This window comes from uncultured Psychrobacter sp. (assembly GCF_947488565.1).
GTDB classification, from domain to species: Bacteria; Pseudomonadota; Gammaproteobacteria; order Pseudomonadales; family Moraxellaceae; genus Psychrobacter; species Psychrobacter saeujeotis.
Window position 1 is genome coordinate 432,468 of sequence record NZ_CANKZC010000002.1, and the last position, 24,218, is coordinate 456,685.

16 protein-coding genes are annotated in these 24,218 nt (G+C 36.8%); all 16 read right to left on the reverse strand.

What is annotated here, in order from left to right; genetic code table 11:
* Window positions 1–87: 87 nt before the first annotated feature.
* The 16 genes from Q0890_RS06135 to galE all read right to left on the reverse strand — a co-directional run bounded on the left by Q0890_RS06135 (window position 88) and on the right by galE (window position 24,133).
* Window positions 88–1,443 carry a UDP-glucose/GDP-mannose dehydrogenase family protein gene (locus Q0890_RS06135; RefSeq protein WP_299218631.1) on the reverse strand — a complete coding sequence of 452 codons (1,356 nt, stop codon included), beginning with the start codon at window positions 1,441–1,443 and terminating at the stop codon, window positions 88–90.
* A 266-nt stretch (window positions 1,444–1,709) separates the two neighbouring features.
* A complete protein-coding gene (pgi, locus tag Q0890_RS06140) occupies window positions 1,710–3,386 on the reverse strand; it encodes a glucose-6-phosphate isomerase (protein ID WP_299218633.1) in 1,677 nt (558 codons plus the stop codon).
* 19 nt (window positions 3,387–3,405) lie between these two features.
* The gene (locus tag Q0890_RS06145; protein WP_299218634.1) at window positions 3,406–4,296 is read right to left on the reverse strand and encodes a UTP--glucose-1-phosphate uridylyltransferase; all 891 of its coding nucleotides are present in this window, start codon (window positions 4,294–4,296) and stop codon (window positions 3,406–3,408) included.
* A 36-nt stretch (window positions 4,297–4,332) separates the two neighbouring features.
* Window positions 4,333–5,223: a glycosyltransferase gene (locus Q0890_RS06150; protein WP_299218636.1), complete on the reverse strand. Its 891-nt coding sequence runs from the start codon at window positions 5,221–5,223 to the stop codon at window positions 4,333–4,335.
* Window positions 5,224–5,356: 133 nt separating this feature from the next.
* Complete coding sequence (locus tag Q0890_RS06155) at window positions 5,357–6,535, reverse strand: SGNH/GDSL hydrolase family protein (protein ID WP_299218638.1); 1,179 nt, start codon at window positions 6,533–6,535, stop codon at window positions 5,357–5,359.
* Window positions 6,536–6,632: 97 nt separating this feature from the next.
* Window positions 6,633–7,733: a hypothetical protein gene (locus Q0890_RS06160; RefSeq protein ID WP_299218640.1), complete on the reverse strand. Its 1,101-nt coding sequence runs from the start codon at window positions 7,731–7,733 to the stop codon at window positions 6,633–6,635.
* 153 nt (window positions 7,734–7,886) lie between these two features.
* On the reverse strand, window positions 7,887–10,088 hold the full coding sequence (locus tag Q0890_RS06165; protein WP_299218642.1) for a hypothetical protein: 2,202 nt from the start codon (window positions 10,086–10,088) through the stop codon (window positions 7,887–7,889).
* A 139-nt stretch (window positions 10,089–10,227) separates the two neighbouring features.
* On the reverse strand, window positions 10,228–10,908 hold the full coding sequence (locus Q0890_RS06170) for a hypothetical protein (protein WP_299218644.1): 681 nt from the start codon (window positions 10,906–10,908) through the stop codon (window positions 10,228–10,230).
* Between the two features lie 373 nt (window positions 10,909–11,281).
* Window positions 11,282–12,460, reverse strand: a complete 1,179-nt coding sequence (locus tag Q0890_RS06175; RefSeq protein ID WP_299218646.1) for an SGNH/GDSL hydrolase family protein — start codon at window positions 12,458–12,460, stop codon at window positions 11,282–11,284.
* A gap of 38 nt (window positions 12,461–12,498) precedes the next feature.
* Window positions 12,499–13,608 (reverse strand): hypothetical protein, encoded by a 1,110-nt coding sequence (locus Q0890_RS06180; protein WP_299218647.1) that lies wholly within the window; start codon window positions 13,606–13,608, stop codon window positions 12,499–12,501.
* Between the two features lie 46 nt (window positions 13,609–13,654).
* Window positions 13,655–15,127: a heparinase II/III family protein gene (locus tag Q0890_RS06185; RefSeq protein WP_299218649.1), complete on the reverse strand. Its 1,473-nt coding sequence runs from the start codon at window positions 15,125–15,127 to the stop codon at window positions 13,655–13,657.
* 4 nt (window positions 15,128–15,131) lie between these two features.
* A complete protein-coding gene (locus Q0890_RS06190; protein ID WP_299218651.1) occupies window positions 15,132–17,255 on the reverse strand; it encodes a glycosyltransferase in 2,124 nt (707 codons plus the stop codon).
* On the reverse strand, window positions 17,255–20,503 hold the full coding sequence (locus tag Q0890_RS06195; RefSeq protein WP_299218653.1) for a glycosyltransferase: 3,249 nt from the start codon (window positions 20,501–20,503) through the stop codon (window positions 17,255–17,257). The genes Q0890_RS06190 and Q0890_RS06195 overlap by 1 nt, the downstream gene beginning before the upstream one ends.
* Before the next feature lie 96 nt (window positions 20,504–20,599).
* The gene (wecC, locus tag Q0890_RS06200; RefSeq protein ID WP_299218655.1) at window positions 20,600–21,844 is read right to left on the reverse strand and encodes a UDP-N-acetyl-D-mannosamine dehydrogenase; all 1,245 of its coding nucleotides are present in this window, start codon (window positions 21,842–21,844) and stop codon (window positions 20,600–20,602) included.
* 39 nt (window positions 21,845–21,883) lie between these two features.
* The gene (gene wecB, locus Q0890_RS06205; RefSeq protein WP_345832233.1) at window positions 21,884–23,029 is read right to left on the reverse strand and encodes a non-hydrolyzing UDP-N-acetylglucosamine 2-epimerase; all 1,146 of its coding nucleotides are present in this window, start codon (window positions 23,027–23,029) and stop codon (window positions 21,884–21,886) included.
* 39 nt (window positions 23,030–23,068) lie between these two features.
* Entirely contained in the window at window positions 23,069–24,133 is a 1,065-nt protein-coding gene (gene galE, locus Q0890_RS06210; RefSeq protein WP_299218657.1) for a UDP-glucose 4-epimerase GalE, read from the reverse strand.
* Window positions 24,134–24,218 lie beyond the last annotated feature (85 nt).

Sequence of the window (24,218 nt, forward strand, 5' to 3'; positions counted from 1 at the left end):
GGTATAAGATTATAGAAAAGGCATTATTTAACCCAGTAGCGCTGTATTTATCTTATAGTCGATCTACTATGTATGAATAAACGCTGATTATTTAGCGCGGCCAATGCCTACATAATCACCGATCAGATTATCCATCTGGGTAAAGGTTAAAGCGTTTTGCGTATCAAATATAGGTTGCGCGGTTTTGTTGATTTGACTGATATCCAAATCCTTGTCCAATGGCCAGCTCATGATAAACAAGGCTTGAGTATCATCAAGCCTTGCATAAGGATCTTCAACTAACGTTAATAAAGGCTGCTTGCCGTATAGTGTCTCTAATTCAGTCTGCGCCTTTTCGCTATAGACAATCGTCTGAATATTATACGACCATAGCAATGCTAACAGTGGATGAATCGCTGATCCTACGGTGCGACCGGACCCTGACTTATAGCTGCCGCCCCAAATCATCACCGTCTTATTATCGATAAAACCATCGAAATATTGCCAGAACTTACGAAATATCAGCTCTTTTTGGTCTTCATTGATATCGAGCACTGACTGTAGCATCGGCATGTCTACGCGGCTCGCTTGCCCCGATTGCTGTAGCTGTAGCAGCTCCGTCGGTAGCGTATTACCACCAAAGCCCCAGCCCGCTTGCAAATAGCTACTCCCAACGCGCTCATCTAATCCCATGATGTGACTGACTTGCTGGATATCGACGTCGTGACTATCAGCAAGGCGCGACATCTCATTCATAAAGCTTACTCGCGTCGCGAGCATACTCATGATGCTACTGCGGGCAAACTCTATCGTTGCGATATCGGCATTATGATTGACACGAGCTTGTTGCATCAAAGGCTGTAGCGCACTTAGATGCTGGCGGCTACTGTCCGCTGTCTTTTCACCAAGTAGCCATAAGGAAGGATTCAACATCGAGCTATAGGCAGCACCATCTTGTAAAAATACAAAAGGTATATAATATACCCACGCACGTTGCAAGCGCTGGGCAAGCGCTGAGATATGCCCTAATTGCTCAATGCCACTTATAATCACAGGCAACGTCTGCTGATGACTATGATTGAAGGCGGTAATCCAGTTCTCATCCATCCATACCGATTTTATACTGTCCAAAAACAGCCAATAAAGCGCCACTTCTGAGCGTGGTCCACTGTCATTGTTGGCGGTTTCATAGATTTGCAACAGCTTGTTGGCACTGCTTGGTAACGCTTGACTGATAATCTGCTCGTGCTGATCATACATCTGCCATAATCCCTGTAAATGCCGCTCAAAGCCATATTGCTGCAACTGCTGCTCTAGCATCCCTAAGTCTGCATATAAATGGACAGTCTGACCTAAGCTTGCCAGCACTACAGCACTGGTAATGGCCTCGATACCGTGACCTACAATGACGCAGACTTCTGCTTTATTATTAATATTATCGGCATGGCTTAGATTGACAGACATCTGATATCCTTTCTAATACGATTGGCTTGCTTTACAAGCGATACAGAAAAACTAAGTTGGCGTAGGCTACGGTGAAGCAATGCGCTATATTTTCCGAATTATCTTACAGAAATTCTATTTAAAGAATTTCTCTTGCGAAACTAAAATTGCAGTGCAGTTTTTTAACGTTTCTCAGGATTAAAAACCCAGCCTACGATGGTTTCGTATTAAGTTGAGAATGAGCCAAAGTTATAAACTTTAAGATGACAACCCTAGAATGACAACCGCTAAGATAGCTGTCTAATGTGCTGTAAGAGCTGATCCGTAGAGGTATCAAATAGAGCACTATCCTCTTGCTGCATCGCATGATGTACCGACTCCGCCATCAGCTTACCCATCTCAACGCCCCATTGATCAAACGGATTGATGTCCCAAATACTGGCCATCACATAGACTTTATGCTCATACAGGGCAATCAGTGCCCCCAAGCTATGCGGCGTCAGCTCATCGATAAGGAGTGTCGTTGATGGCTGGTTGCCATGATAGTACTTGTACTTATCGGCCTCAGAGACCGTTGTTGCTGAGTCAGTAACAGTCTCTGCAATCGCAGCATTACCAAAGGCCAATACACGGCTTTGCGCCAGGCAGTTCGCTAACGATAATTCATGTTGCTGTTGCAATGAGGCATTGTGGACCTTACCACTATAACGACGCACGCATGCGATAAAATCACAAGAGACCTGCTGCGTCCCTTGGTGTAGCAGCTGATAAAACGCATGCTGCGCATTGGAGCCAATCTCGCCCCATAGTATCGGACAGGTATCATAATCAATACGATCGCCATGCTGGGTAACCGACTTGCCATTACTCTCCATCTCAAGCTGGGTTAAGTAGCTTGGCAAATAGCTTAGACGCCCATCATAAGGCAGTACCGTATGTGCATTTACTCGCAAAAAGGTACTGTTCCAAACGGCAAGTAAACCTAACAATACTGGTAAGTTTTGAGCAAATTCCGCCTGCGCAAAGTGCTCATCCATACTATGCGCGCCAGCCAATAGCGCTTTAAACCCTGCCATGCCAATACGAATCGCAATCGCCAGTCCAATCGCCGACCACAACGAAAATCGACCACCGACCCACTCCCAGAGCTGCAACTGGTGCTCAGGATGGATACCCCATGCGCTCATCTTGTCACAGTTGGCCGATATACCGATAAAGTGGCGACGTAACACGCTACCCTCTGTCCCATCACGGCGCTTGGCAGTGGCAAGTAGCCATGACAATGCCGTCTTCGCATTAGATAAGGTATCAACGGTGCCAAAGGATTTAGAAGAGATGATAAATAAAGTGGTTTCAGGATTTAGGTGCTTAAGCAGATGATCAAGATGAGTGCCGTCCATATTGGAGACAAAGTGCACTTCAATATCCGTATCTGCCCATTCATCAAGTGCGGTCGTCGCCATTAGTGGCCCAAGATCAGAACCACCAACGCCGATATTGACGACATCGGTAATCGCCTTACCCGAAAAACCGCGCCATGTACCACTACGGACACGCTCAGATAGCCTAGCTACCTGCGCCAGACTATGATGTACATCTGCCACTACATTTTGCTCATCGACTTGTAGCTTCGCACTTTCAGGTAAGCGTAACGCGGTATGCAGGGCGGCACGCTGCTCACTGGTATTGACCATCGCCCCTTGTAATAGTGCTGTAATACGAGCCGATAAATCGCAGCTTTCTGCCAAATGTAGCAGATTGGATAACACCGTATCATCGATACGCTGTTTGCTATAGTCCATATAGAGCGCACCCGCTTGCGTGCTAAAGCGCGTGGCACGCTCATCATCTTGCGCAAACAAGGTGGTAAGCGACCAAGGCTGAGCCGCTAGGCTTTGCAACTGCTGCCAGTACTTAGAGCGGCGCGCGCTGTTATAGGCGCTATCATCCTTGATACTATTCATTAGTGATATTACCTGTCAATTATTTAGCATCTGCTAGTTGCTGCTCAGCAAAATAGATAAATGCCTGCATATATGAGCGCATATCGCCTGCATCATAGCTATCGCCGCGCATGGTCGTGACATTGACGCCGTATTCGTTAATAAGGGCATCAATCGCATCAGTCAGCTGAATCTCACCGCCGACCGAGGCTGTGGTATTGGCTAGATAATCAAAGATTTGATTGCTAAATACATAACGGCCGACCACCGCTAAGTTGGATGGCGCATCGTCTAAACTCGGCTTTTCTACAAAGCCTGCGACTTTAAAGCTGGCATTTACCGACTTTTGATCATCTACCTTGTTAGCATCGCTAGAGGCTTCATCTAATTGAGCGATACCGTACTTATGCACGTCTTCATCGGCGACTTTATCTACCAAGATTTGAGAATGGCTGTCTTTAGCAAAGGCTTCCAGCATAAAGGCCAAATTGTCAGTGGACATATCAGTGGTAAAGGGGTCGAGGACGACATCCGGTAATAGGACAGCAAAGTCATGTGCGCCGATAATAGGACGCGCGGCCAACACCGCATGACCCAACCCTAACGGCTTACCTTGACGGATCATCGACACCGTCACATCGTCTGGTAACCAATTCAAGCTGTCTGCTAGCTCGTCTTTACCTTTGTGACGTAATTGGTTATCGAGCTCAGCATTGATATCGAAGTAGTTTTCAATTGCGCCTTTTTGTGCGTGGCCGACCAATACAATATGCTTGACACCCGCAGCGATAGCCTCCTCAACGACATAATGAATGGCAGGGCGATTACCAAGTGGCAGCAGCTCTTTTGGCACTGATTTAGACAGCGGCAACATACGGGTGCCAAAGCCTGCGACGGGGATAACGGCGTGGGTGATAGTAGATGTAGGCATAGTAATAAAGAAGTCTAATAGAAAGTTAATCGTCTACTATAAATCAATAAACTCAATAATGCGTTGTAACCATTTATCATAATTGTAATTTTGCAATACATGATCACTTGCGTAACGCATCATCTCTTTTTGTTGTTTGGTATAGCCTTTAGATAATTGCGCGAACAATTCATCCGCTTGTTCTTTATTATCAATGACTTCGCACATCCCTTCAAAGCGGGTACTAACGGCCAAACTGGGGTTGGTCACCGCCAAACGCCCGCAAGCCATAATCTCGATCAGACGGCGGGAAAACATACTCGGAGAGTCGGTGACGGTATTGACATTTAAGCAGTGCGAATACTGCCTAAATAGCTCACCTGTCTGGTCATAAGGCACAGCAGGTTTGATGGTCATATTTGGCAAATCAGGATAACGATAGACGTCAGACTTACGGTCAGAGTTACGGTCGACGATGGTCAGGCCATAAGGTGAAGCGGCGGTAAATGCCATATCCTGCCATTGCTTGCGTACACTATGAATATGATGACTGTAGCTACCGACAAATAAGCTTTCGTTATAACGTGGTGGTAAATCGCTGGGGTGATGAAACTTAGGCTGCACGGCAAAGGGTAGCACCCCTACTTTTACGCTCTTACCTAATATAGATTGGTAGCGTTCGACACAGTTTGAATCAACGGTCAGTACATATTTAAATAAACTGGCGGAGTCGATAAAGCGATTAAAATGCGCGCCGTCTTCTTTATTCCAAAACACCGCTGGAATATTGTATTTATCCGCCAACTCTAACAGCTTACGCAGCTCGACATTAGTTCGCTCAGGGTAATCAGGATAATTGGCTATCTTGTAGCGCCATTTGTCTTTGTGACCGCGCCATGCTGATTCGACCAATATGAAACTAGGTTTAAATATTTTAAACAATTGCACCCAATTTTTATTTCTAATTTGAAAAATACTTACTGTTGTTTTATCTAGTGCTAAAGATGTTAAACTATCATTAATAATAGCTATTTTAATATTTCTATTATTGCTTATGGAAAGAGTCATACCCTTTAACATATTAGACCTTAACTATTGTTATAAAAGATTTATGTATTTTTACTTTTTGGCTAGACCACTCTCTTAAACCAATACGAACTCTTGAACAGTTAGATGGAATATCTATGTGTAACAATACTTCCATTCTTTTATTCTTTTGACCTGTAATATATGAAAAAAAACCTATTTCATTATTTGGAGATTTTATCAAATTAGTAGTAATAGGACTAACATCATAATCAACAGACATAAGTGCTTGCTTGACGTCAGAGTCAGAAGCAAACTCAGCATCGACTATAACTCTTATAAAATGGTAGCCTTCAACTTTAAAAAAATCAGACCAAATCATCTTTTTGTTTAGAGTAGTTTTAGAGGTTAGCTCATGAGTCTCAATAATATCTATACCTCTACTTATTAAGTTGTTTTTTACACTTTCGAAAATAGTTTTAGCATAAACCTCAGAACCTTTAGGAAGGAAATGTAATTTATCATAAAATAAATTTGAAGAATCAATGAACTTATTTTTGAAATCTATAATTTTTATATTATTCGACTTGCAAAACTCTATCGCTAAAGAATTCAATTTACTCAGATTTTCATCAACACCAGTATAGACTACAGTAGTAAAAATTAAATTCAGTTCCAATATTCTACATATACTAGCAATGATTTCTAAGTTTTTAATATATGGCTTGTAATCTAAAACCGGTCTATAGGTTAAACGTTTATCTGAAGCTGGAACAATAGAAGCAAATCTTTGATGACTGTTAAAATAGTTTTTTTCGAAACTTAAAATACTCAGATCATTACTAGGTAAAGTTATAATTAATGTAGAGCCTTTCTTATCACCTAATTTATTGATAATAACATTAATGATACTAAGAGTATGAGCTCCAGATACTCCTAAATTAAAAACAGAATAGTCATAACCGCTTTTTAGTAGTAGATACTCTAAATAGTTATGTGGTCTGGCACTAGGTCTAATATATATTGACTCAATAGTAGATGCACCTAAAAGGTATATGTCGTTTAATGACTCTCTTTCCAAATTGCTAACTTGGTTACCAAATGAGTCCGTTTTAAGTGGATATACTTCATTATCTTGTAAACCATTTGTAGAACTCAGGTATTTTTCATTAGGAATATAATTCCTTAATAGATTAGGCTTCAACTCCTTCAATCGAATATATCTTTTTTCCATAGTTTATTTTCCTTGAAACTCTATTAGGAATATTTGCATGTTAAAATACTACTTAAATCTTCTAATATAAACCATTAATATTAAGAATTTTCTAAGTCTAAGTAACAGCTTCTTTATTTTTTTGATAGGCTTTAAAAGCAATACTATTAACTTTTTCAAACCTTTTCCTAAACTCTTTGTTTATACTCTTATCCACAAGAGCTCTTTCTGAGAAAAATAAAGCACCTTGATAATCTTTCTTCTTGAGATAGTCTTTTGCTATTCCTATATAAGAATAGCAGCTATCAATATCATAAACTATAGGATCTTTTCCACTGGTTATTGATTTAATAATTTCTTTTAGTTGACTAGTGCTTTTCAAATGAAAGAAAACTTCATGTCCTGCATAGTTACAATTAAACTGCTTTATATTTTTCAATTCTTTCTTAATTACTTCATTTAGGAAGTAAATATCGTTATCTACATACGGATCAATAAATATGAAGATTTTTTTATCTGAATTTTTATTTTGGTTGAACCTTACATGTTTAAATTGCTGTGTAATAAAATAAGAGGTGTCTTTTACTTTATCTCTTAGAGAAGGATGGGAGGAATTTCTAGGAGCAGAGGCGATTACTGTTCCATTGAGAGCTCCTGCATAGTATACTGCACAATAACCACCTAAAGAGCTACCATAGAGATATACATCATGCTCGTTGACAATAGGCCCAACATATTTTTCTACATCCTCAAATGATAAGTCTTGATACTGATTGTTTTCTTGTAAACAAGCGACAACATTAAAACCATTCTTAACTAGGTAGTACAATCCAAATGGATGTGTTTTCTTCGTTGATCCTGCTCCATTAAAAACAACAAAAGTTTTAGTCGCGCCTATATTATAAAAGTCTATTTTATATCCATCTTTTTCAACAATCTTTCTATAAACCGCTTCAACTAGTTTTTGGTTACTATCTATATAAAAGTCTATCTTAAAAATACTTATATTATTACCATCTTTATAGAAAAATACAGCTCTATAATTACCCTGAATAAACTTTATATTGAAACAATTACTCGCTTTAGTAGTATATAAAAACTTCTCAGTACCTTTGCTATGGTTTAAATAAAAAGCATACTCTAAACCACCTATTTCTGCTGTTTCTAGCTCTATAAATCCATCCTTATTGTTTATTTTTCTTTCTAATCGTTCTAACATCACTAATCCTTTTGTCCACTAGAATTAATAAAACTTTCGTTAAAATACTTTGGATAAAAATATTTCTACCTATTAGTATCTTTTACTTATAAAAATAATATCTATAAATTACAATAAATATAAAAATTGAGATAGACAGTTTGTTTACTATATTCAAATACTCTTTACTATATCCACCTTTTTATCGGTTTTTATTAGTTGATTATTAACAATAAAATTATTATAAAACTCTAAAGTCTTACTGATATCAAACTTACTGAAGCAATATTTTTTTTGTTGCTGTAATTGATACTCAACAAACTCACTATTATCATTGATATGCTGAGCTGCAGCTATAGGAGAGACAAATATTTCATTTAATGAATAAACATCTTGTGCTCCTGGCCAGTCAAAAATCACAGCCTTGCTTCCAGAGCTCATCGCTTCTGCAACTGCGGTATGACAGCCCTCGATGTCACTAGTCGATAATATCCATCCAATCTTTCTGAACCATACAGCAACGTTATTGCCATAATTGTCGAACACTACTGCATCTTTTAGCCACTTAGAACTTTCGATTCTTTTCATTTGGTCAGCATAGTAAGCTCGCTCTTCTTCTTTATTCCATATAAAAGGCACATCCCATGGCATTTTTGATTTAATATACAGAGTATACCTTTTATCTATCTTTCTCAATTCTTCTAAGATATCGAGACTTCTATCCAATCTCTTTAGACTTGGAATACAACCTAGCAATCCTAGGTTATATTTATAACCAGAAATTTTGCTTCTTTCAAAGTGATGAGTATCAGCGAATTGAGGCATGACTGTTATCTTATCTTCAGGCCAATGGTAGTTTTTTATACAAAAGTCTTTAATATAGTCGCTGACTACTATAAAGCTATCAACATTTTCTGCATTAATCTTGTAGGGTTGTTCAGTAGTAATCTCAAAGCGATGTAATCTAATCAGTAGCTTTTGGTGCTCTTGTTTATTTTGACTATAGAATACTGCTGGGCCAACTGCCCACTCACACAAGATGATGTCTGCCCAATCCAACAATTGCTCAGATAATTTTTGATCGTGCTGTGAAGTGGTTTTCCAATTATCGAATCTAATCTCAATCTCTTCGTTGTCTTTTAAACCTAATAAGACTTGGTTCAAAAACTTATTATCGTGAGAAGCTACTAATACCTTCTTTTTTTCTACAATAAAAGATGGATCTATCGTAACAGTATTCTTTTCATAGAAATTTTTTAGTTGTCGATTATATATGTTTTTAAAAGTGTATTTATTGACTCTTTTTTGAACGTCACGAAGTACCTTTTTATAGTTCTCTATAGTTAAAGAAAATTGACTTACTACAAACTCAAGTTCGGCGAAGGAGTTAGCAAATAAAGGATAATCTTCTCCTACTATACTTATATTAACCTTATTCTTATTAATAATAGGCAGAGTGCCTGAGGCTATACTTTCCAGTAGTTTAGTTGATATCTCATTATCAGAGTCAAAATGTTTAGCTCTGATAGAGACTAAGAAGGTTGCTTCTGATACCTTTTCTATCGTTTGTTCTCTACTTAATATTTTAATCCATTCTATATCACTACTCTCAATCTTATTTTCAACACGGCTCTTAAATGTTTTATCCGACTTAACTGTATTAAATTTAGAGCCTACTAGAGAAACATCAAATCCTAATATATTTATTAATGGCGCGTTGTCTACATAGTCCTCTATTAAATAGTTAGTATCCAATTTACCTGCATAGATAACAGACTTGTGTCCTATTTTGTTCGCAATTTTACTATTTTCGATATCGTATGTTTTTGGAATCATAGGGTTTAGGACAATTACTTTGCCAACCAGATTAGGATATAACTGCTCTGCATAATCGCGCATTTGCTCAGTCTGAACAATCAGTCTATTAATGGCAAAATGGACAGTTGATAAAATAGATAAGTCATAATCTTCGCTAAATATGTTTAATCTTGCAAAATAGGCGTCAACTTTATTGATCAAATCATAACTTCTCGCTTTCATAGTATATCTATAAAGTTCTTCCAAAAACCTAGGAGCGCGCATGATGATATGATCAAGTACTTCTACTTCGTTAATTACTGTTAATAGGTTGATTAGCTCTTCAGGAGATATTGTATTTTCACTACTGATTTCACTGTAGCTTTGTTGCCAGGGATTTATAATCATCACTTTACTATCAAGACCATCCGTTATGCTCGACAATATTGGTTTATCTCTCAATATTAAAGAGACGTTATGACCCTCTGAAGCAAATACATTACAAATAGATTGTAACCAAATAGACGATCCGTCAATTCCGTTAGTCGATATATCTCCAAAAACTGCAATGTTACTCATATAAGTGTACCTAGAACTGATAGTCTGATGTTATGGCTTAATTAATTACTACTAATCTTTTTAGACAGTAATTTTATACTTCTATATGTTTTTCAATGAAATTTAATTCAGTAACAGATACCTAGTGTAAACATAATTATTAAGCTACAAAGCTGGTACTTTGAGTCACATCAAAAAATCCAAGATCTTTTAGTTTCATTAGTAAAGGAAATAGTGTGATATCTTCATTTGCTATCAATACTTTGACAATAGAAGGCTGGCTTTTAACACTAAGCACAAAGCTTCTAAGTAGAAATATCGAGTCGTGAGTACCAAAAGCGAACCATAGAGGGTTATCTTTCAATTTCTGCAAGTCAAATATTAGAAAGTCTATATTAGACTTAGCAATAGTTTCTCTATAATTATCAGGGGTCAGTAATATGCTTGTATATTCATTACTTATGCTACTGCTATCTAGGAAGAATACACCTACTACTTTTTTATACTTAGTTTTAGGGATAAAGTAATGCTGGATACTATCTTGAATATCTATGGAATTTATATAGGCTGCTGGGTTAGCTTTACTTTTCGCGACCGAGCTATTTATCTTCTTAATATCGATAGCGACATGGCTGGGTTTCTTTTCAGCTTTTTTTGTAGCTTCTAATAGTCTCTTAGAAGCAGGAACTAGATTTTTAAATTTCTTTTCTAACAAATTATCCTTTATACTTATTAACGACTTACCTACTCTGTAGCTATGAGACTTCTTAAGAGATTCATTTTCTCTTTCTAAGTTATAGATATACTTCTTTAAATCTTGTTCATCTTTGATTGTCCTCATAAATATTTCTTCCAAAGTTAGATCTGTATGTTGATTGGATATTATAAAGTAACAGATAATTGATATTTAATGAATCTAGAATATAAATACTTAGAGTTTACAATGCTATTTAATCGACTTTGTGAGAACCCCTAATCCTTTTTCTAGAGTAGAATTCTTGCAAAAATTAAAGGCTATCTTACAATTAAAAACACTAGCGAATAGCTTCGTTCTAAGATAAAAACTTATATGGAAATTACAATATTCATAAGGGTTAGTTTTAAATAATTAAATCTCATTAAATAGACACATTAGATAGTAGTAAATGACATCTTAGTTTGTATAACATAAACTCGTTAAACAATAATTTCAATAAAGACCGATGAAGCCAGTATTATTTTCTTATTGATGATACAAAAGCATTATGTACTCTTACATTCTTACTGTCCCAAGCTCTTAATCCTACACGCACTTCCAGACAGTTAAACGGTATTTCTAAATCAATTACTAACTCTACTCTCTTACCAACTGGAGCTGTTATATACTTAAAATAACCTATCTTATCATTACTAGACTTCAACAGGCTGGTACTAACATCTTCTCTTCCATAGTCAACGGACATAAGAATTTGCTTACGCTCACAATCTGAACAAAAATCTGCATCAATTATGACTTTGACATTATCAAGGTTAGAACTGTCGAAGTATTCGGACCAAAAAATCTTTTCATAAAGATCTTTATGATCACATATATTGTGAATAGACATCTGTATATCACTATCAGTTTTCAAAACATTCTTAATGTTACTAAAAACTATTTCAGCGTATTCTTTCGATCCCTGCGGAAGAAGATGTACTTCATCATAGAACAAGTGAGCACGACTTTTAAAGAAACACTCAAGATTAATAAAGCTTGTATCTCTTGACTTACAAATAGATTTTATTAGTTTATTAAGTTTTTCATACTTCTTATTTTCACCTGTATATATTATACTAGTTAAAAACAAATTCAGTCCTAATATCCTACATACACTAATAATCATTTCTATATTTCTGATGTAAGCATCGTAGTCTTTAATAACAGTACGCGGGACATTTTTATTAAGCGCTGGAACAATAGAAGAGTACCTCCAATGATTATTGTAGTAGCCACCCTCTAAACTCAAAACACTAGAGTCGTTACTTGGAAGGGAAACTATTACAGTAGAACCTTGTTTATTCCCTAGTTTATTAATAATTAAGTTGAGTATATTTAAAGACTGTGCTCCAGATACACCTTGATTAATAACAGAATGATTATACCCGCTTTCAAGAATTAATTTTTCCAATATACTATGAGGTCTCATAGTAGCTCTAGTATAGATAGACTCAATCGAGGAATCACCTAAAAGGTATATCTTATCTTTTGACTCATGTTCCCATGTACTAATTTGATTACATTCAGAATTAGTAATAACATTATAAACTTCATTACTTTGCAATTTCGTATTTATTTCCAAATACTCTTCACTTGGTGTATAAACCTTATTTAAGTCAGCTTTTAGCTCCTTCAAACGTATAAATCTTTTAGTCACTACCAGCTTCCTAAATATGTGTTTAAGATGATTTTAGATTATAGCGTATTTTTACTAAGTTCATAATTTCTAACTGCAGCTTCATGAAGTTTTTCAAACCTTAATCTGAACTTTTCATCTATAAACTTATCTTCCAAAGATTTTTCTGAAAAAAACACAGCTTTCTCGTAATCTTTTCTAGAGAAATAATATTTTGCTTTCCCAATATAGGTATAGCAACTTTCTATTTCATCTATAACAGGGTCTAATCCATTAGTGATTGATTTAAGGACATTACCTAATTGTTTTGTTTTATTCAAATGATACAAAACTTGATGGCCTGAGTGATTACATTCAAAAAGCTTTATATTTTCAAAATTACTTTTGACAACATTATCTATGAAATAAACATCTTCCTTAACATGCGGATCGAAAAAAATATATATATCCTTACTAGATATTTTATTTTCATTAAAACTTAAATGTTTAAACTCTTGATTACCAAAGTAAGACTTGTCTTTTAATTGATCCACTAAAAGAGGATGAGATGAGTTTCTAGGAGCAGCAGAAATTACCGTTCCATTTACTGCCCCAGCGTAATATAAAGCACAATAACCACCCAATGAACTCCCATATAAATATACATCATGATTATGGACAAGAGGATAAATATATTTTTCGAAGTCTTTAAAAGATAACTCTTGGTATTGATTATCATTCTGAAGACATGAGACAACATTAAAGCCATTTTTAACTAGATAGTTTAACCCAAATGGATTTGCTGTTTTGGTAGAACCAGCTCCATTAAAAACAATAAAAGTTTTTTTTGAACCTACACTATAGTAATCTATCTTGTACCCAACTTCTTCAACGATATTCTTTAGGTTTAACTCAACTAAATTTTTTTGATCATCTATGTAAAAGTTGACCTTAAAACTCACTCTCTTTTTATTATACATGTAATAAAAAGTACCTAAGTAATCACCTTTATCAAAACTCACGTCGAAACACTTACTAGGGCTACTAGTATAGAACTGCTTTTCTAGCCCCTTACTATGCCTTAGATAAAAAGCATACTGTAAATCTTCTAATTCTTCAGTCTCCAGTTTTATAAGACCATTTCTATTAATAATACTTCTTTTTAAACTTGCTATAACATTTACATCCATGATGTTTTTACCTTGAATACTTCAGATGACACTTTTTAAAAATTTATTAATTTTCATTAATTATAGATATTTCAGTTTTTAAAGTACTTTTAAAGGTAACAAATAGAGTAAGACTTTCATGGTAAGACCCATACTCATAAGAGACTGGTGTATTATCAACTATTGGAATTAATACTTCTCCAAAGTTATTAAAAAACCTAAAGCTTACTTTAACACCTTTGAAACTAAATACAAAAACTCCTTCCTTATCGATACTTACTAGCTTAGCATCACGGTTTAATATAAAATTTGAGCGATACAAACCTTCTTTATCTACATGATCGTTGACTATTAACTTACTACCATCAAAACTCAACTTTCTTTCAATCAATAACGTATTATTACGTGTTTTCAAGGACATTTTAGAAAGGCAAAGAACATCTCCATTATCTTTGATATAACTATCTAGTTTCAAAGAATCTTTTACTAAGTTACTCCGACCCCAATCAAGACCATCTATATTAATAGTATTATGACATTCAGAAGACATGACTAAGCTTCTTAATTTACTTCTTTCATACTTATACTTCCCAGGATCCATGAGTATATCTTGACCTTTGTAACCAAAGATAAAAGATAAGTTATCCCAATGCTTGTGAATAGTACTATGATAATTATTGGTTAGAGCTAAGTAAGTCAAATCCTGAATATTTTTAAATACAAAATATCCAGATAAAGATAGCTTATCATTATTGTTTAATTCATATCTACTAGCATCTTCGCTAGGTAATGCATTGTCGGTATCACCGAAAGGTAACTCTCTACCATCAGGAAGTCTTAGAAAACTACAATTTTTCTCAGCTTCTTTAAGATATGTATGCATCTTAGAGAAATCTTTATAAAAACCTGTCTTTATATACCTTTCTAAAGTTTCAACAAATAGAAAATGATAATGAGGAGAATGTTCCTTATGTATATAGTTTTCATCTAATTGATTGTCGAGTATCTCGTTCCATCCTAATTCACAATATTTTAGTATATAATCGTTATCATCAATTAATTCAGCAAGGCACCTTATTCCATGAATTACATACAATCCATGGTTATGATTGCTTCTAAAAAATTCACCTTCCATCATTACAGAAAGATGGGTGTTGATAAGATTATAAATAAACTTAGGCTTAGGTATTGAGTAATCATCACACATTTTAACTAAAAGATATATTTTTTCTGCTCTAATCCCTGTAGCCATATCATGCCAAGCATATTCGACTTCGTTATTTTGACAAAAATTATACCAGTCCTCTATCCATTCAAGCATTTTATAAATATACTTTTCCTCTTTAGATTGCTTGAAAGCTCCCATATATATTGTAAGATACCTTAAGGTATGTAACTGAAAACGCCAGTTTGAATCTTCATATGGATTCATATCCCAGTTAAAAGGAATAGTCATTTTATAAGGTTTCAAATCAGGTCTATTAACAGGTACAAAACCTTTTTCTTCAAAGTCTTTAACTTTATTTAACTCAGCACTCATAAAATTATCTCAATAGTTTGTTCCATTTAGAAGTAACATCGATACTCCAAAAAGATGCATTCAGCTTAGCTTTTTGAGTACTATTGCTGATGCCTTCCATCATATCTTCTTTATTATTATATACAAAGTCTTTACCCCATATTTCAGCCGCACCTTCCCAATCCCAAATGATAGGTACAGCTCCTGTTAGGATACCTTCACCTATCGCCATATGGAAGGACTCAAAATCAGACGGAGATAGAATAAAGCCCACCATAGTAAACCACTCATTAACGTCATCACCTGGTGGATCGAATATTACTTTATATCTCAGCTTAGGATTACTATTAATGCGTTTAAACACTTGCTGATAATAGGCCAATTCGTCTTCACGCTGGAGCAACCAGTTGTAGTCGAGTGGATTTTTCCCTTTCACTCGTAAGCGGTATCTATTATCCTTTTCGAGTAACGACTCTAACAGATCAAGCGCACGATCTAAGCGCTTACTTTGAGGAGCTACCCCTATCATTCCTAACGTATAACGCGCTTCCCCAGTCTTTTGCTTAGGAGTGAACTTATTAATATCTAAATAATTTGGTATTACGGAAGTCTTCTCTATAGGAAAACCCTCAAATGTATCTAATGCTTGCTTACGAATGTGTTCGCTGACAAATCCAATATGATCAATAGCATTCCAGTTCGCTTCTCCCATATAAGGTACGCGCACTTCTTGTGCATGAAAACGCCCTATGAGTCGCTGATGTGGCATTTTATGATGAGAGTACCATTTGAGATTGCCCAAGCACCACTCGCAAAATATAACATCCGCCTGCTCTAATAATTTGCGACTTTGTACTTCATCATGTTTATTATGCCCTTGCCACTGATCGATTAAAAACTCAAACTGTCCACTAGCTTCTAGCTTACTTTGTAATAAAGTAAAAAACTTAAGATCATGCCCTGCTACTAGTACGCGTGTCTTTTTTGCAGGCTTTGGTATGTCAGGCACTTGTGCTAACCAACTTTTTATCTCATTCACACGTGTGGAGAAGGTATGACGCTCAGCTAATTGCTGTAAAGTATTTGCGGCTTGCTGAGTGACATCAGGCTCTTTCAATGCGCGAATGAGCTGATGAGAAAATTCCTCAGTGCTATTAGCGAATAGAGGATAGTCTGCGCCTAGCAGCTGCTCATGTAATGCATTACGGTTGAGGATAGCTGCACAGCCTGCACCGCCATACTCTAGTATCTTAGTAGAGTACTCCACAGTATCATTCATACTCTCTGAGCGCCAAGATAGCCCAACTCTTGCTTTTTGGAGTTCCTGTTGTACAGCTTCTCTAGATTGAGCACCTAACCAAATCAATCCTTCTGTCTTTTCTAAGGCATGGCGCATATGCTGCTGATAATTAGGTTGATTCGGTTCATTATGTATTTTGTCACCGATCATTATAAGTTCACTAGAAGCAATCTGATTATGAACGATAGGCCAAGCGTCCACCATCTCCATAGTCATCCAGTCAGCCTTAAACTTACCAGCATATATAGCATGTATAGGACGTTCAGTTATCGATGATAAATCCTTAGGAATATCTGGTATGACTGGAGTATATAGATTGAACTTATTTTCTTTGAGACTTGGTATTAATTCTTGCCATAGAACTTTAAAACCTTCTGTTTGACACAGGAGCTTTTGGCATCCCTGACCAATATTTTGCATGGTATGGCGCAGTTCATCATCGTAATCTGCTAGACTTTGCGGTATATCCGTCAAATACATCCAGCACTTAGACAGTATCTCAGGAAACTTTAGCAACTGAGTAGCAATTTCTAAACCACGGACGATAATGACATCGTAAGCATGAATATCATTCAGAGCAACTGCAAGCTCAGCCATCATAGATAGAGACAAACGTTTGTAACTCTTACCTTGCCAGTACTGATGTTTTATACCATCAATAATATTAATATGCTGTGCAGTTTTGAGTGGCCCAAACAACTCATCGCGCTCTGGTGTACTTTTAGCTATGAAGTCAACTTGCGCCGTAGCGGTTGCCGCTGTTGCTAAAGCGATGGTCTGTGCCCAAATAGAAGAGCCATCAATATAGTTGAGATCAGGATTGGCACATATTAATACTCTTTTTAACATTACTTAGCTCCTCTCAACTGCTTATACTCTGAATCTATATTTCCTTCAAACTGTTCGCTATCCGCTAAATATAACTTTGAGTATGTGATGCTATCATCAGCTTTCGCATCAATATAATAGTTGAGAAATTCTTTCATTTTCCAAAGTGCACCACTTAACAGCGTTGGTGCTCCATAACCAAATACATCATTCTCAAGTGCTTTAGCCCAACCTTCAGCTTTTGGCTCGTAAATGCTAGCATTGATAAGATCACGAAGATAATACTTGCCATAGTAGTTATTAGGCGTCACCCAACCTGCGATAGGATAACTATCTTGGTTCTCGATAGCCCATGCTTTACTTTCGTTCGACTCTATAATGATAATATTTTCGGCTACTTTGTTTTCTATTGAAATTTTATTTTGTGCATATTCGATAACCAAACAGAAATTTCGATAGCTTTGGTTTTTAGCAAATTGTTCGAGCAAGTTAATTTCTACTAGACTATTTGCTTTTGCGAAAAGTGCAATATTAGAATCTATTGTTATATGACACCCTATATTCATATCCGCAAAAATACCATTAAGACGATGAGCATAGGTATGTTTTGAGAATATCTCACGAATACCTGCCAAACTTCGTCTACGCCATTCTGCATCATCAGTCATTAAAGTTCGAATCGCTATATCTGCTTCTTCTTGGTTATTTACTAGCCACACTGCATCTGAGTCGAATAAAGTTTCAATACCTTTAGCATAGGTACTTACAACTGGCGTGCCACTCGCCATGAGCTCAAATACACGACGTGAAAACATAGTTGGTGATTCAGTAACCGAGTTAACATTTAAAAATATTCGATAACGGTTGTACTCTTCACAAAGCTCTTTATAAGGCAAGCTACCTTTGATACCTGCTTGATACTCTTCTGGGAAAGGAAAAGTGCCATTATCATAATTACGGTCGTATATATCTAATCCATAATTATTAGCTGCTTTTAGTAGCCAGCTCATGGCCTCACCTCTTTCAGCATGACGATTGCCATACCAGCTACCAGCAAAGCATGAACGTGGTTTGCGACCTTGTAATGATGCTGGTTTATGCAGCGCTGGCTGCGCTGCAAAAGGTAAAGAGTGTATATTGGTGTTACCAGTTTTCTTAATGTAAGAAGACTTCATATTAGCGTCAGTTGTATAAATATAATCTACTAACTTCGCACTACACATGAATTTATCATGGTGAACAGGATCTTCTTTATTCCAAAATAGTGTAGGTATACCTTTATTGCGAGCGTACTGGCAAATATGATCAATCTCATGACCTGGTTTATTAGCATATTGCCCAACCCGATACTGCCAGCTACCATAGTTGCCTTGCCATGCACTTTCGATAAAAAATAATACTGGCTTATATTTCTCTGCTAAAGCAAGCCAGTTATCTGGTCGTGGTTGAATCAAATTTACATCTTGTTCAAAGCAGCCTGTAGTAAATTCATCCATAACACCAATAATACAAGGTTTATTATTTACTGGAATCTCAGGCCAACCGATGATACTAACTTCTGCGGCTTGCACACTTGGCGCTATAAATTTAGTAGCCTGAGACTTTGCTAACTTTGGCTCAATGCTCAAATTCTTGACAAAGACCTTTTGTTCTTTACTAGTATTAAAAGCACATAGTCCAAGATGTATTTGACTAACACCATCAGGTACGACAAAACTATGTAACTCTTTAATATCATTATTAGTAAAGGGAAGGTATTTAAAATAAGCATTTAGAACGCTAGATTTAGCCATGCGTCCACATGGTATATCAACTTCCTCACCATCTTCATCATAACTGTTGATCATCAAAACTGCTTTACGATCAACAATATTTTTCATATTTAGATACTGAGAAGCGGCGCTTATTATTAGTACCTGTCCAGCTTTTACTGGCAATTCATACCAGATAGAACTTTCTTTAGGTAGCTCAATAGCATCCTTATATATAAGTAATCCAAACTGTGATTTTTTAATATCAGTTCTTTTAGAAGATATCCCATTTTCTAGTTTTCTGTCATTTAGAGCGGAATACTTTTGATCATTAGCTTGCTCAGTGGTCGATTCTAATTTTTTCTTAGCAGTAGTTAAATTAATAATATTAGTATCTTGAAGCGTTTTCAGTTTTGGCTCAATACTAAGGTTCTTAACAAAGACTTTTTGCTCTTTAACGGTGTTAAAGGCACAGAAGCCAAGATGTATTTGACTAACACCATCAGGTACCACAAAACTATGCACTTCTCTAATAATATTATTAGTAAAAGGTAGATATTTAAAATAGGCTCCTAGAATTTCAGATTTACCCATTTGCCCACAAGATGAATCAATATACTCCCCATCATCACCATAGCTATTAATCATTAAAACAGCTTTACGATTAGCAGTTTCCTCTATATTTTGATATTGGGAAGCTGCGCTAACAGCTAGTCTTTGACCAGCTTGGACTGAAACTTGATACCAAAACGGAGTTTTTTCGGATAGTTCAATTGAATCATTATGTATAGGTAATCCAAACTCTACCTTTCCAGTAGCACTAGTTTTTTGAGAGAGTTGCTCGTCATTCACTGTCCCACTAGTAGGGAATATAGATGGTTCTAAAACTTCATTTGTAACATCTAAGCCATTAGGCTTATCAGTGTGATAATCCTTAAAATCCTGCTTAATACTTAAACTTTTTACAAATATTTTTTGCATTTCAAAAGTGTTAAAAGCAGAGAGGCCAAGATGAATTTGACTAACACCATCAGGTACGACAAAACTATGTAGCTCTTTAATACTGTTATTAGTTGAAGGTAAATATTTGAAATAAGCATGTAAGTTCTCAGATTTAGCCATTTGACCACATGGAATATCAACTTCTTTACCATTCTCATCATAACTGTTGATCATTAAAACCGCTTTACGATCAGTAATGTTCTCTAGATTTAGATATTGAGAAGCAGCTTTTATGACTAATGTTTGTCCAGCTTGCACTGGCAATTCATACCAAACAGGATGTGTTAAGGATAGCTCAATTGCGTCTTTATATATAAGCAGACCAAGCTCTGTTCTTTTATCAATCGTTTTCACAATTTTATTTTTTTCTAGAGAGCTGTTTTCTACTTCAATACTACGAGTGGCAGCTACTGATTCATCGGCATTGATATTATAATTATATTTGTTGAGAACTACAGTAGTCCATTTGGTTTTATTACTATCAAACAATCTTTTCAGCTTTTTCAACTTTCTCATAATATACTTGCCTAAATATAGCTAACCATTCAAACATGACATTATTTAAATATTCACATCATATTTAAATAATGTCGATTTTAAAAAGTAATAAGACTAGAGACCGCTAACAACATCGACTACTCGAGCATTGCTAGATAACTGCTCTTTTTTAAACTCATCATGGGCAACTAGCACTACCAATACATCAGCTTGCTCTATGGCAACATCTAAAGAAACTAAATTACCGGTAGCTAGCTTTTTAGGTAACTGCTTAATGTTAGGCTCGACCAATAGAATTTCAGCCTGATTCATCTCAAGCATTTTTTGTGCAATATTGACTGCTGGACTTTCTCTTAAGTCATCAATGTTAGGCTTGAATGCCAATCCTAGTAGAGCGACTGTTGGTCTGCTAATACCCTGAGCTTGTACCTCACTAACTTCAGTATTAATTTTTTCTATTACCCATTCAGGCTTATAATCATTAATCTCTCGGGCAGTACGGATGATTTTTGCTTCATCTGGGTTTTGATTGACGATAAACCATGGATCGACAGCGATGCAGTGTCCACCAACGCCAGCACCAGGCTGGAGAATATTGACACGTGGATGATGATTGGCAAGCTCAATCAGCTCCCAGACGTTGATATCGAGCTTATCTGAGATGATAGACAGCTCATTAGCGAAAGCAATACTGACATCGCGAGAGGCATTTTCGGTAAGCTTTACCATTTCAGCCGTACGAGAGTTGGTTGCGAGCAGCTCCCCTTCGACGAAGATACGATAAACTTCTTGCGCTTTTTTGGTCGACTCTTTGGTCATACCACCGATGATACGATCGTTTGAGATCAGCTCTTCTACAACCTTACCCGGGAGTACGCGCTCAGGGCAATAAGCAACATAGATATCGGCCTCAACATCAGGCTCATGATATTTAGGAAAGGTTAAATCAGGACGGGCTTCAGCGAGCCATGCAACCATCTGCTCTGTAGCGCCTACTGGTGAGGTTGATTCTAAAATCACTATATTCCCTTTTTCTAACAAAGGGGCTAGCGCTTTGCTAACTGCTTGAATATAAGATAGATCAGGTGTGTGGTCTTCACCCTTAAACGGTGTTGGCACTGCGATCAGATAAGCATCTGAATGGACAGGCGTTAAATTAGCTTTTAGATTACCATTGTCTACTGCTTTTTTAACTATCGTTTCAAGCCCTGGCTCTACAATGTGGATTTTGCCTTGATTGATCGTATCAACGGCATGCTGATTGACATCGACACCGACGACGTTTGCCCCATGGTGTGCAAACATTGCAGCTGTTGGCAGACCAATATAACCCAGACCAAACACACAAATATTTTTCATTCTAATCTCACTTACTTTATATAGAGTTAATTTACGTCGTTATTTATTAGTTACTGACTGATCAAAGTATTCAACGATAGTCGCTGCGATACGGTCTGAAGCCTGCCCATCGCCATATGGATTATGTGCTTGGCTCATTTTTAGATAGATGGCTTCGTTTTCAATGAGATTACTGACTTCAGCGACGATAGTAGGACAATGGGTACCTACTAGTTTGACCGTACCTGCTTCGACTGCTTCTTGACGTTCGGTCGTGCTGCGCATAACTAGTACTGGAATACCCAGTGATGGGGCTTCTTCTTGAATTCCACCTGAGTCAGTGAGAATAATATGACTGGTGCTCATCAAGTACACAAAAGGCAGATAATCTTGTGGCTCAATCAATTTGACGTTATCAAGGTCTTTTAACAGTCTATTGACAGGCTCTTTAACATTAGGATTTAGATGAACAGGATAAACGAACTCATAGTCGGGGTATTTTTTGGCAAGCTCTCGAATCGCTTGGCAAATGGACTCAAATCCATTACCAAAGTTTTCACGGCGATGACCCGTAATGAGCACACGTCGCTTTGTAAAGTCCAGCTCAGAAAACTTCTGCTGTAGTTTATTTTTTAGAATCTCATCAGTTTCAAGCTTATCTTTAACATCTAATAGCGCATCAACGACCGTATTGCCAGTCACATAAATATAATCAGGATTGTTATGCTCATCATAGAGATGCTGCGCCGCTGTCTTAGTCGGTGCAAAGTGCAGCTTAGTAATGATACTGGTGAGTTGTCTATTAGCTTCTTCTGGCCAAGGAGAGTAAATATCATAAGTACGCAAACCAGACTCAACATGACCGATAGGTATCTGCTGATAAAAAGCAGCCATGGCCCCGCACAATGTCGTTGAGGTATCTCCGTGCACAAGTACTAAGTCTGGTTTACATTCTTTTAGGATAGGTTCAAGCGCGAGCAGCATTCTTGAGCTGGCTTCTGTTAAGCTCTGTCCAGATTTCATAATATCTAAATCATAATCTGGAGTAATTTCGAATAGAGACAATACTTGATCAAGCATTTCTCGGTGCTGAGCAGTCACACAGACTAAGGATTGGATATTTGAGTCAGTTTCTAATGCTTTAACGACAGGAGCCATTTTGATCGCTTCAGGACGGGTACCAAATATACTTAATACTTTTATCATAGTAGGTTCTTTTTAAGGTAAGTTTAATATTGCTATGGTTTATATATTTATACTATAACCATTTGGATTACGACTTTGCCAACGCCATGTATCTTCACACATATCAGTGATAGAGAGCTTTGCTTCCCAGTTTAGTATATCTTTCGCTTTATCAGCACTGGCATAGCAACTAGCAACATCACCTGCGCGGCGTTCAGCGAACTGATAAGCAACAGGCTGTTTAGTGACTTCAATAAAAGCAGTTACTAGCTCTAATACAGAAGTGCCTTTACCAGTACCTAAGTTAATCGGCAAAAACCCTACTGAGCTTTTTTGGTCTGAACCGTTTTCTTTTACAACAGCTTGCTGCTGTAAGTAATTCAATGCAGCAACATGCCCCTGCGCAAGGTCAGTGACATGGATAAAGTCACGTACGCCTGTACCATCTACGGTAAGATAGTCATTACCAAAAATACTGAGTTGCTTGAGCTTACCCACGGCTACTTGAGAAATATAAGGCATGAGATTGTTCGGAATATCATTCGGGTCTTCGCCAATCTGTCCTGATAGATGCGCACCTACTGGATTAAAATATCTAAGAACTATCAGATTCCAGTTATTGTCCGATACAGCTAGGTCTTCTAGGATATGCTCAACGGTCAGTTTACTTTGCCCATATGGATTAGTGCAGGAGCGCGCAGAAGTCTCATCAATAGGTAAAATATCAGGATCACCGTACACGGTAGCAGATGAAGAGAAAATGAAATTATTAACGTTATATTCTTTCATTACATTAAGTAAAGTAATCGTACCACTAACATTATTATTATAATACTTCAAAGGCTTAGCAACGGATTCACCAACGGCTTTTAATCCTGCAAAGTGAATGACACCAAAGAACTGATGCGTAGCAAAGACTTGTTTGAGCAACTCACTGTTTCGAACGTCGCCTTTAATAAATTCGATTGGTCGTCCAATAAGCTTAGAGACACGATTAATAGCTTCATAGCTGCTGTTAGATAAGTTATCATAAACTACAATATCATAGCCTGCCTGATGTAGCTCTATACAAGTATGTGAGCCGATATACCCAGCGCCACCCGTTACTAAGATCTTGTTATTCATGATAATTCGCTACAATAAAAACACCTCATTGTAGGGTTGTAGTAAGGTTTTTTCAAGGTGTTAATTTAAGGAGGTAGAAGGGATA

Bases quoted from the DNA above. Each gene is read 5' to 3' on its own strand.
- Q0890_RS06135 (WP_299218631.1), bottom strand. From the start codon at position 1,443: ATGTCTGTCAATCTAAGCCATGCCGATAATATTAATAATAAAGCAGAA.
- wecC (WP_299218655.1), bottom strand. From the start codon at position 21,844: ATGAAAAATATTTGTGTGTTTGGTCTGGGTTATATTGGTCTGCCAACA.
- galE (WP_299218657.1), bottom strand. From the start codon at position 24,133: ATGAATAACAAGATCTTAGTAACGGGTGGCGCTGGGTATATCGGCTCA.
- pgi (WP_299218633.1), bottom strand. From the start codon at position 3,386: ATGAATAGTATCAAGGATGATAGCGCCTATAACAGCGCGCGCCGCTCT.
- Q0890_RS06165 (WP_299218642.1), bottom strand. From the start codon at position 10,088: ATGAGTAACATTGCAGTTTTTGGAGATATATCGACTAACGGAATTGAC.
- Q0890_RS06160 (WP_299218640.1), bottom strand. From the start codon at position 7,733: ATGTTAGAACGATTAGAAAGAAAAATAAACAATAAGGATGGATTTATA.
- Q0890_RS06145 (WP_299218634.1), bottom strand. From the start codon at position 4,296: ATGCCTACATCTACTATCACCCACGCCGTTATCCCCGTCGCAGGCTTT.
- Q0890_RS06170 (WP_299218644.1), bottom strand. From the start codon at position 10,908: ATGAGGACAATCAAAGATGAACAAGATTTAAAGAAGTATATCTATAAC.
- wecB (WP_345832233.1), bottom strand. From the start codon at position 23,029: ATGATAAAAGTATTAAGTATATTTGGTACCCGTCCTGAAGCGATCAAA.
- Q0890_RS06155 (WP_299218638.1), bottom strand. From the start codon at position 6,535: ATGGAAAAAAGATATATTCGATTGAAGGAGTTGAAGCCTAATCTATTA.
- Q0890_RS06185 (WP_299218649.1), bottom strand. From the start codon at position 15,127: ATGAGTGCTGAGTTAAATAAAGTTAAAGACTTTGAAGAAAAAGGTTTT.
- Q0890_RS06190 (WP_299218651.1), bottom strand. From the start codon at position 17,255: ATGTTAAAAAGAGTATTAATATGTGCCAATCCTGATCTCAACTATATT.
- Q0890_RS06180 (WP_299218647.1), bottom strand. From the start codon at position 13,608: ATGGATGTAAATGTTATAGCAAGTTTAAAAAGAAGTATTATTAATAGA.
- Q0890_RS06195 (WP_299218653.1), bottom strand. From the start codon at position 20,503: ATGAGAAAGTTGAAAAAGCTGAAAAGATTGTTTGATAGTAATAAAACC.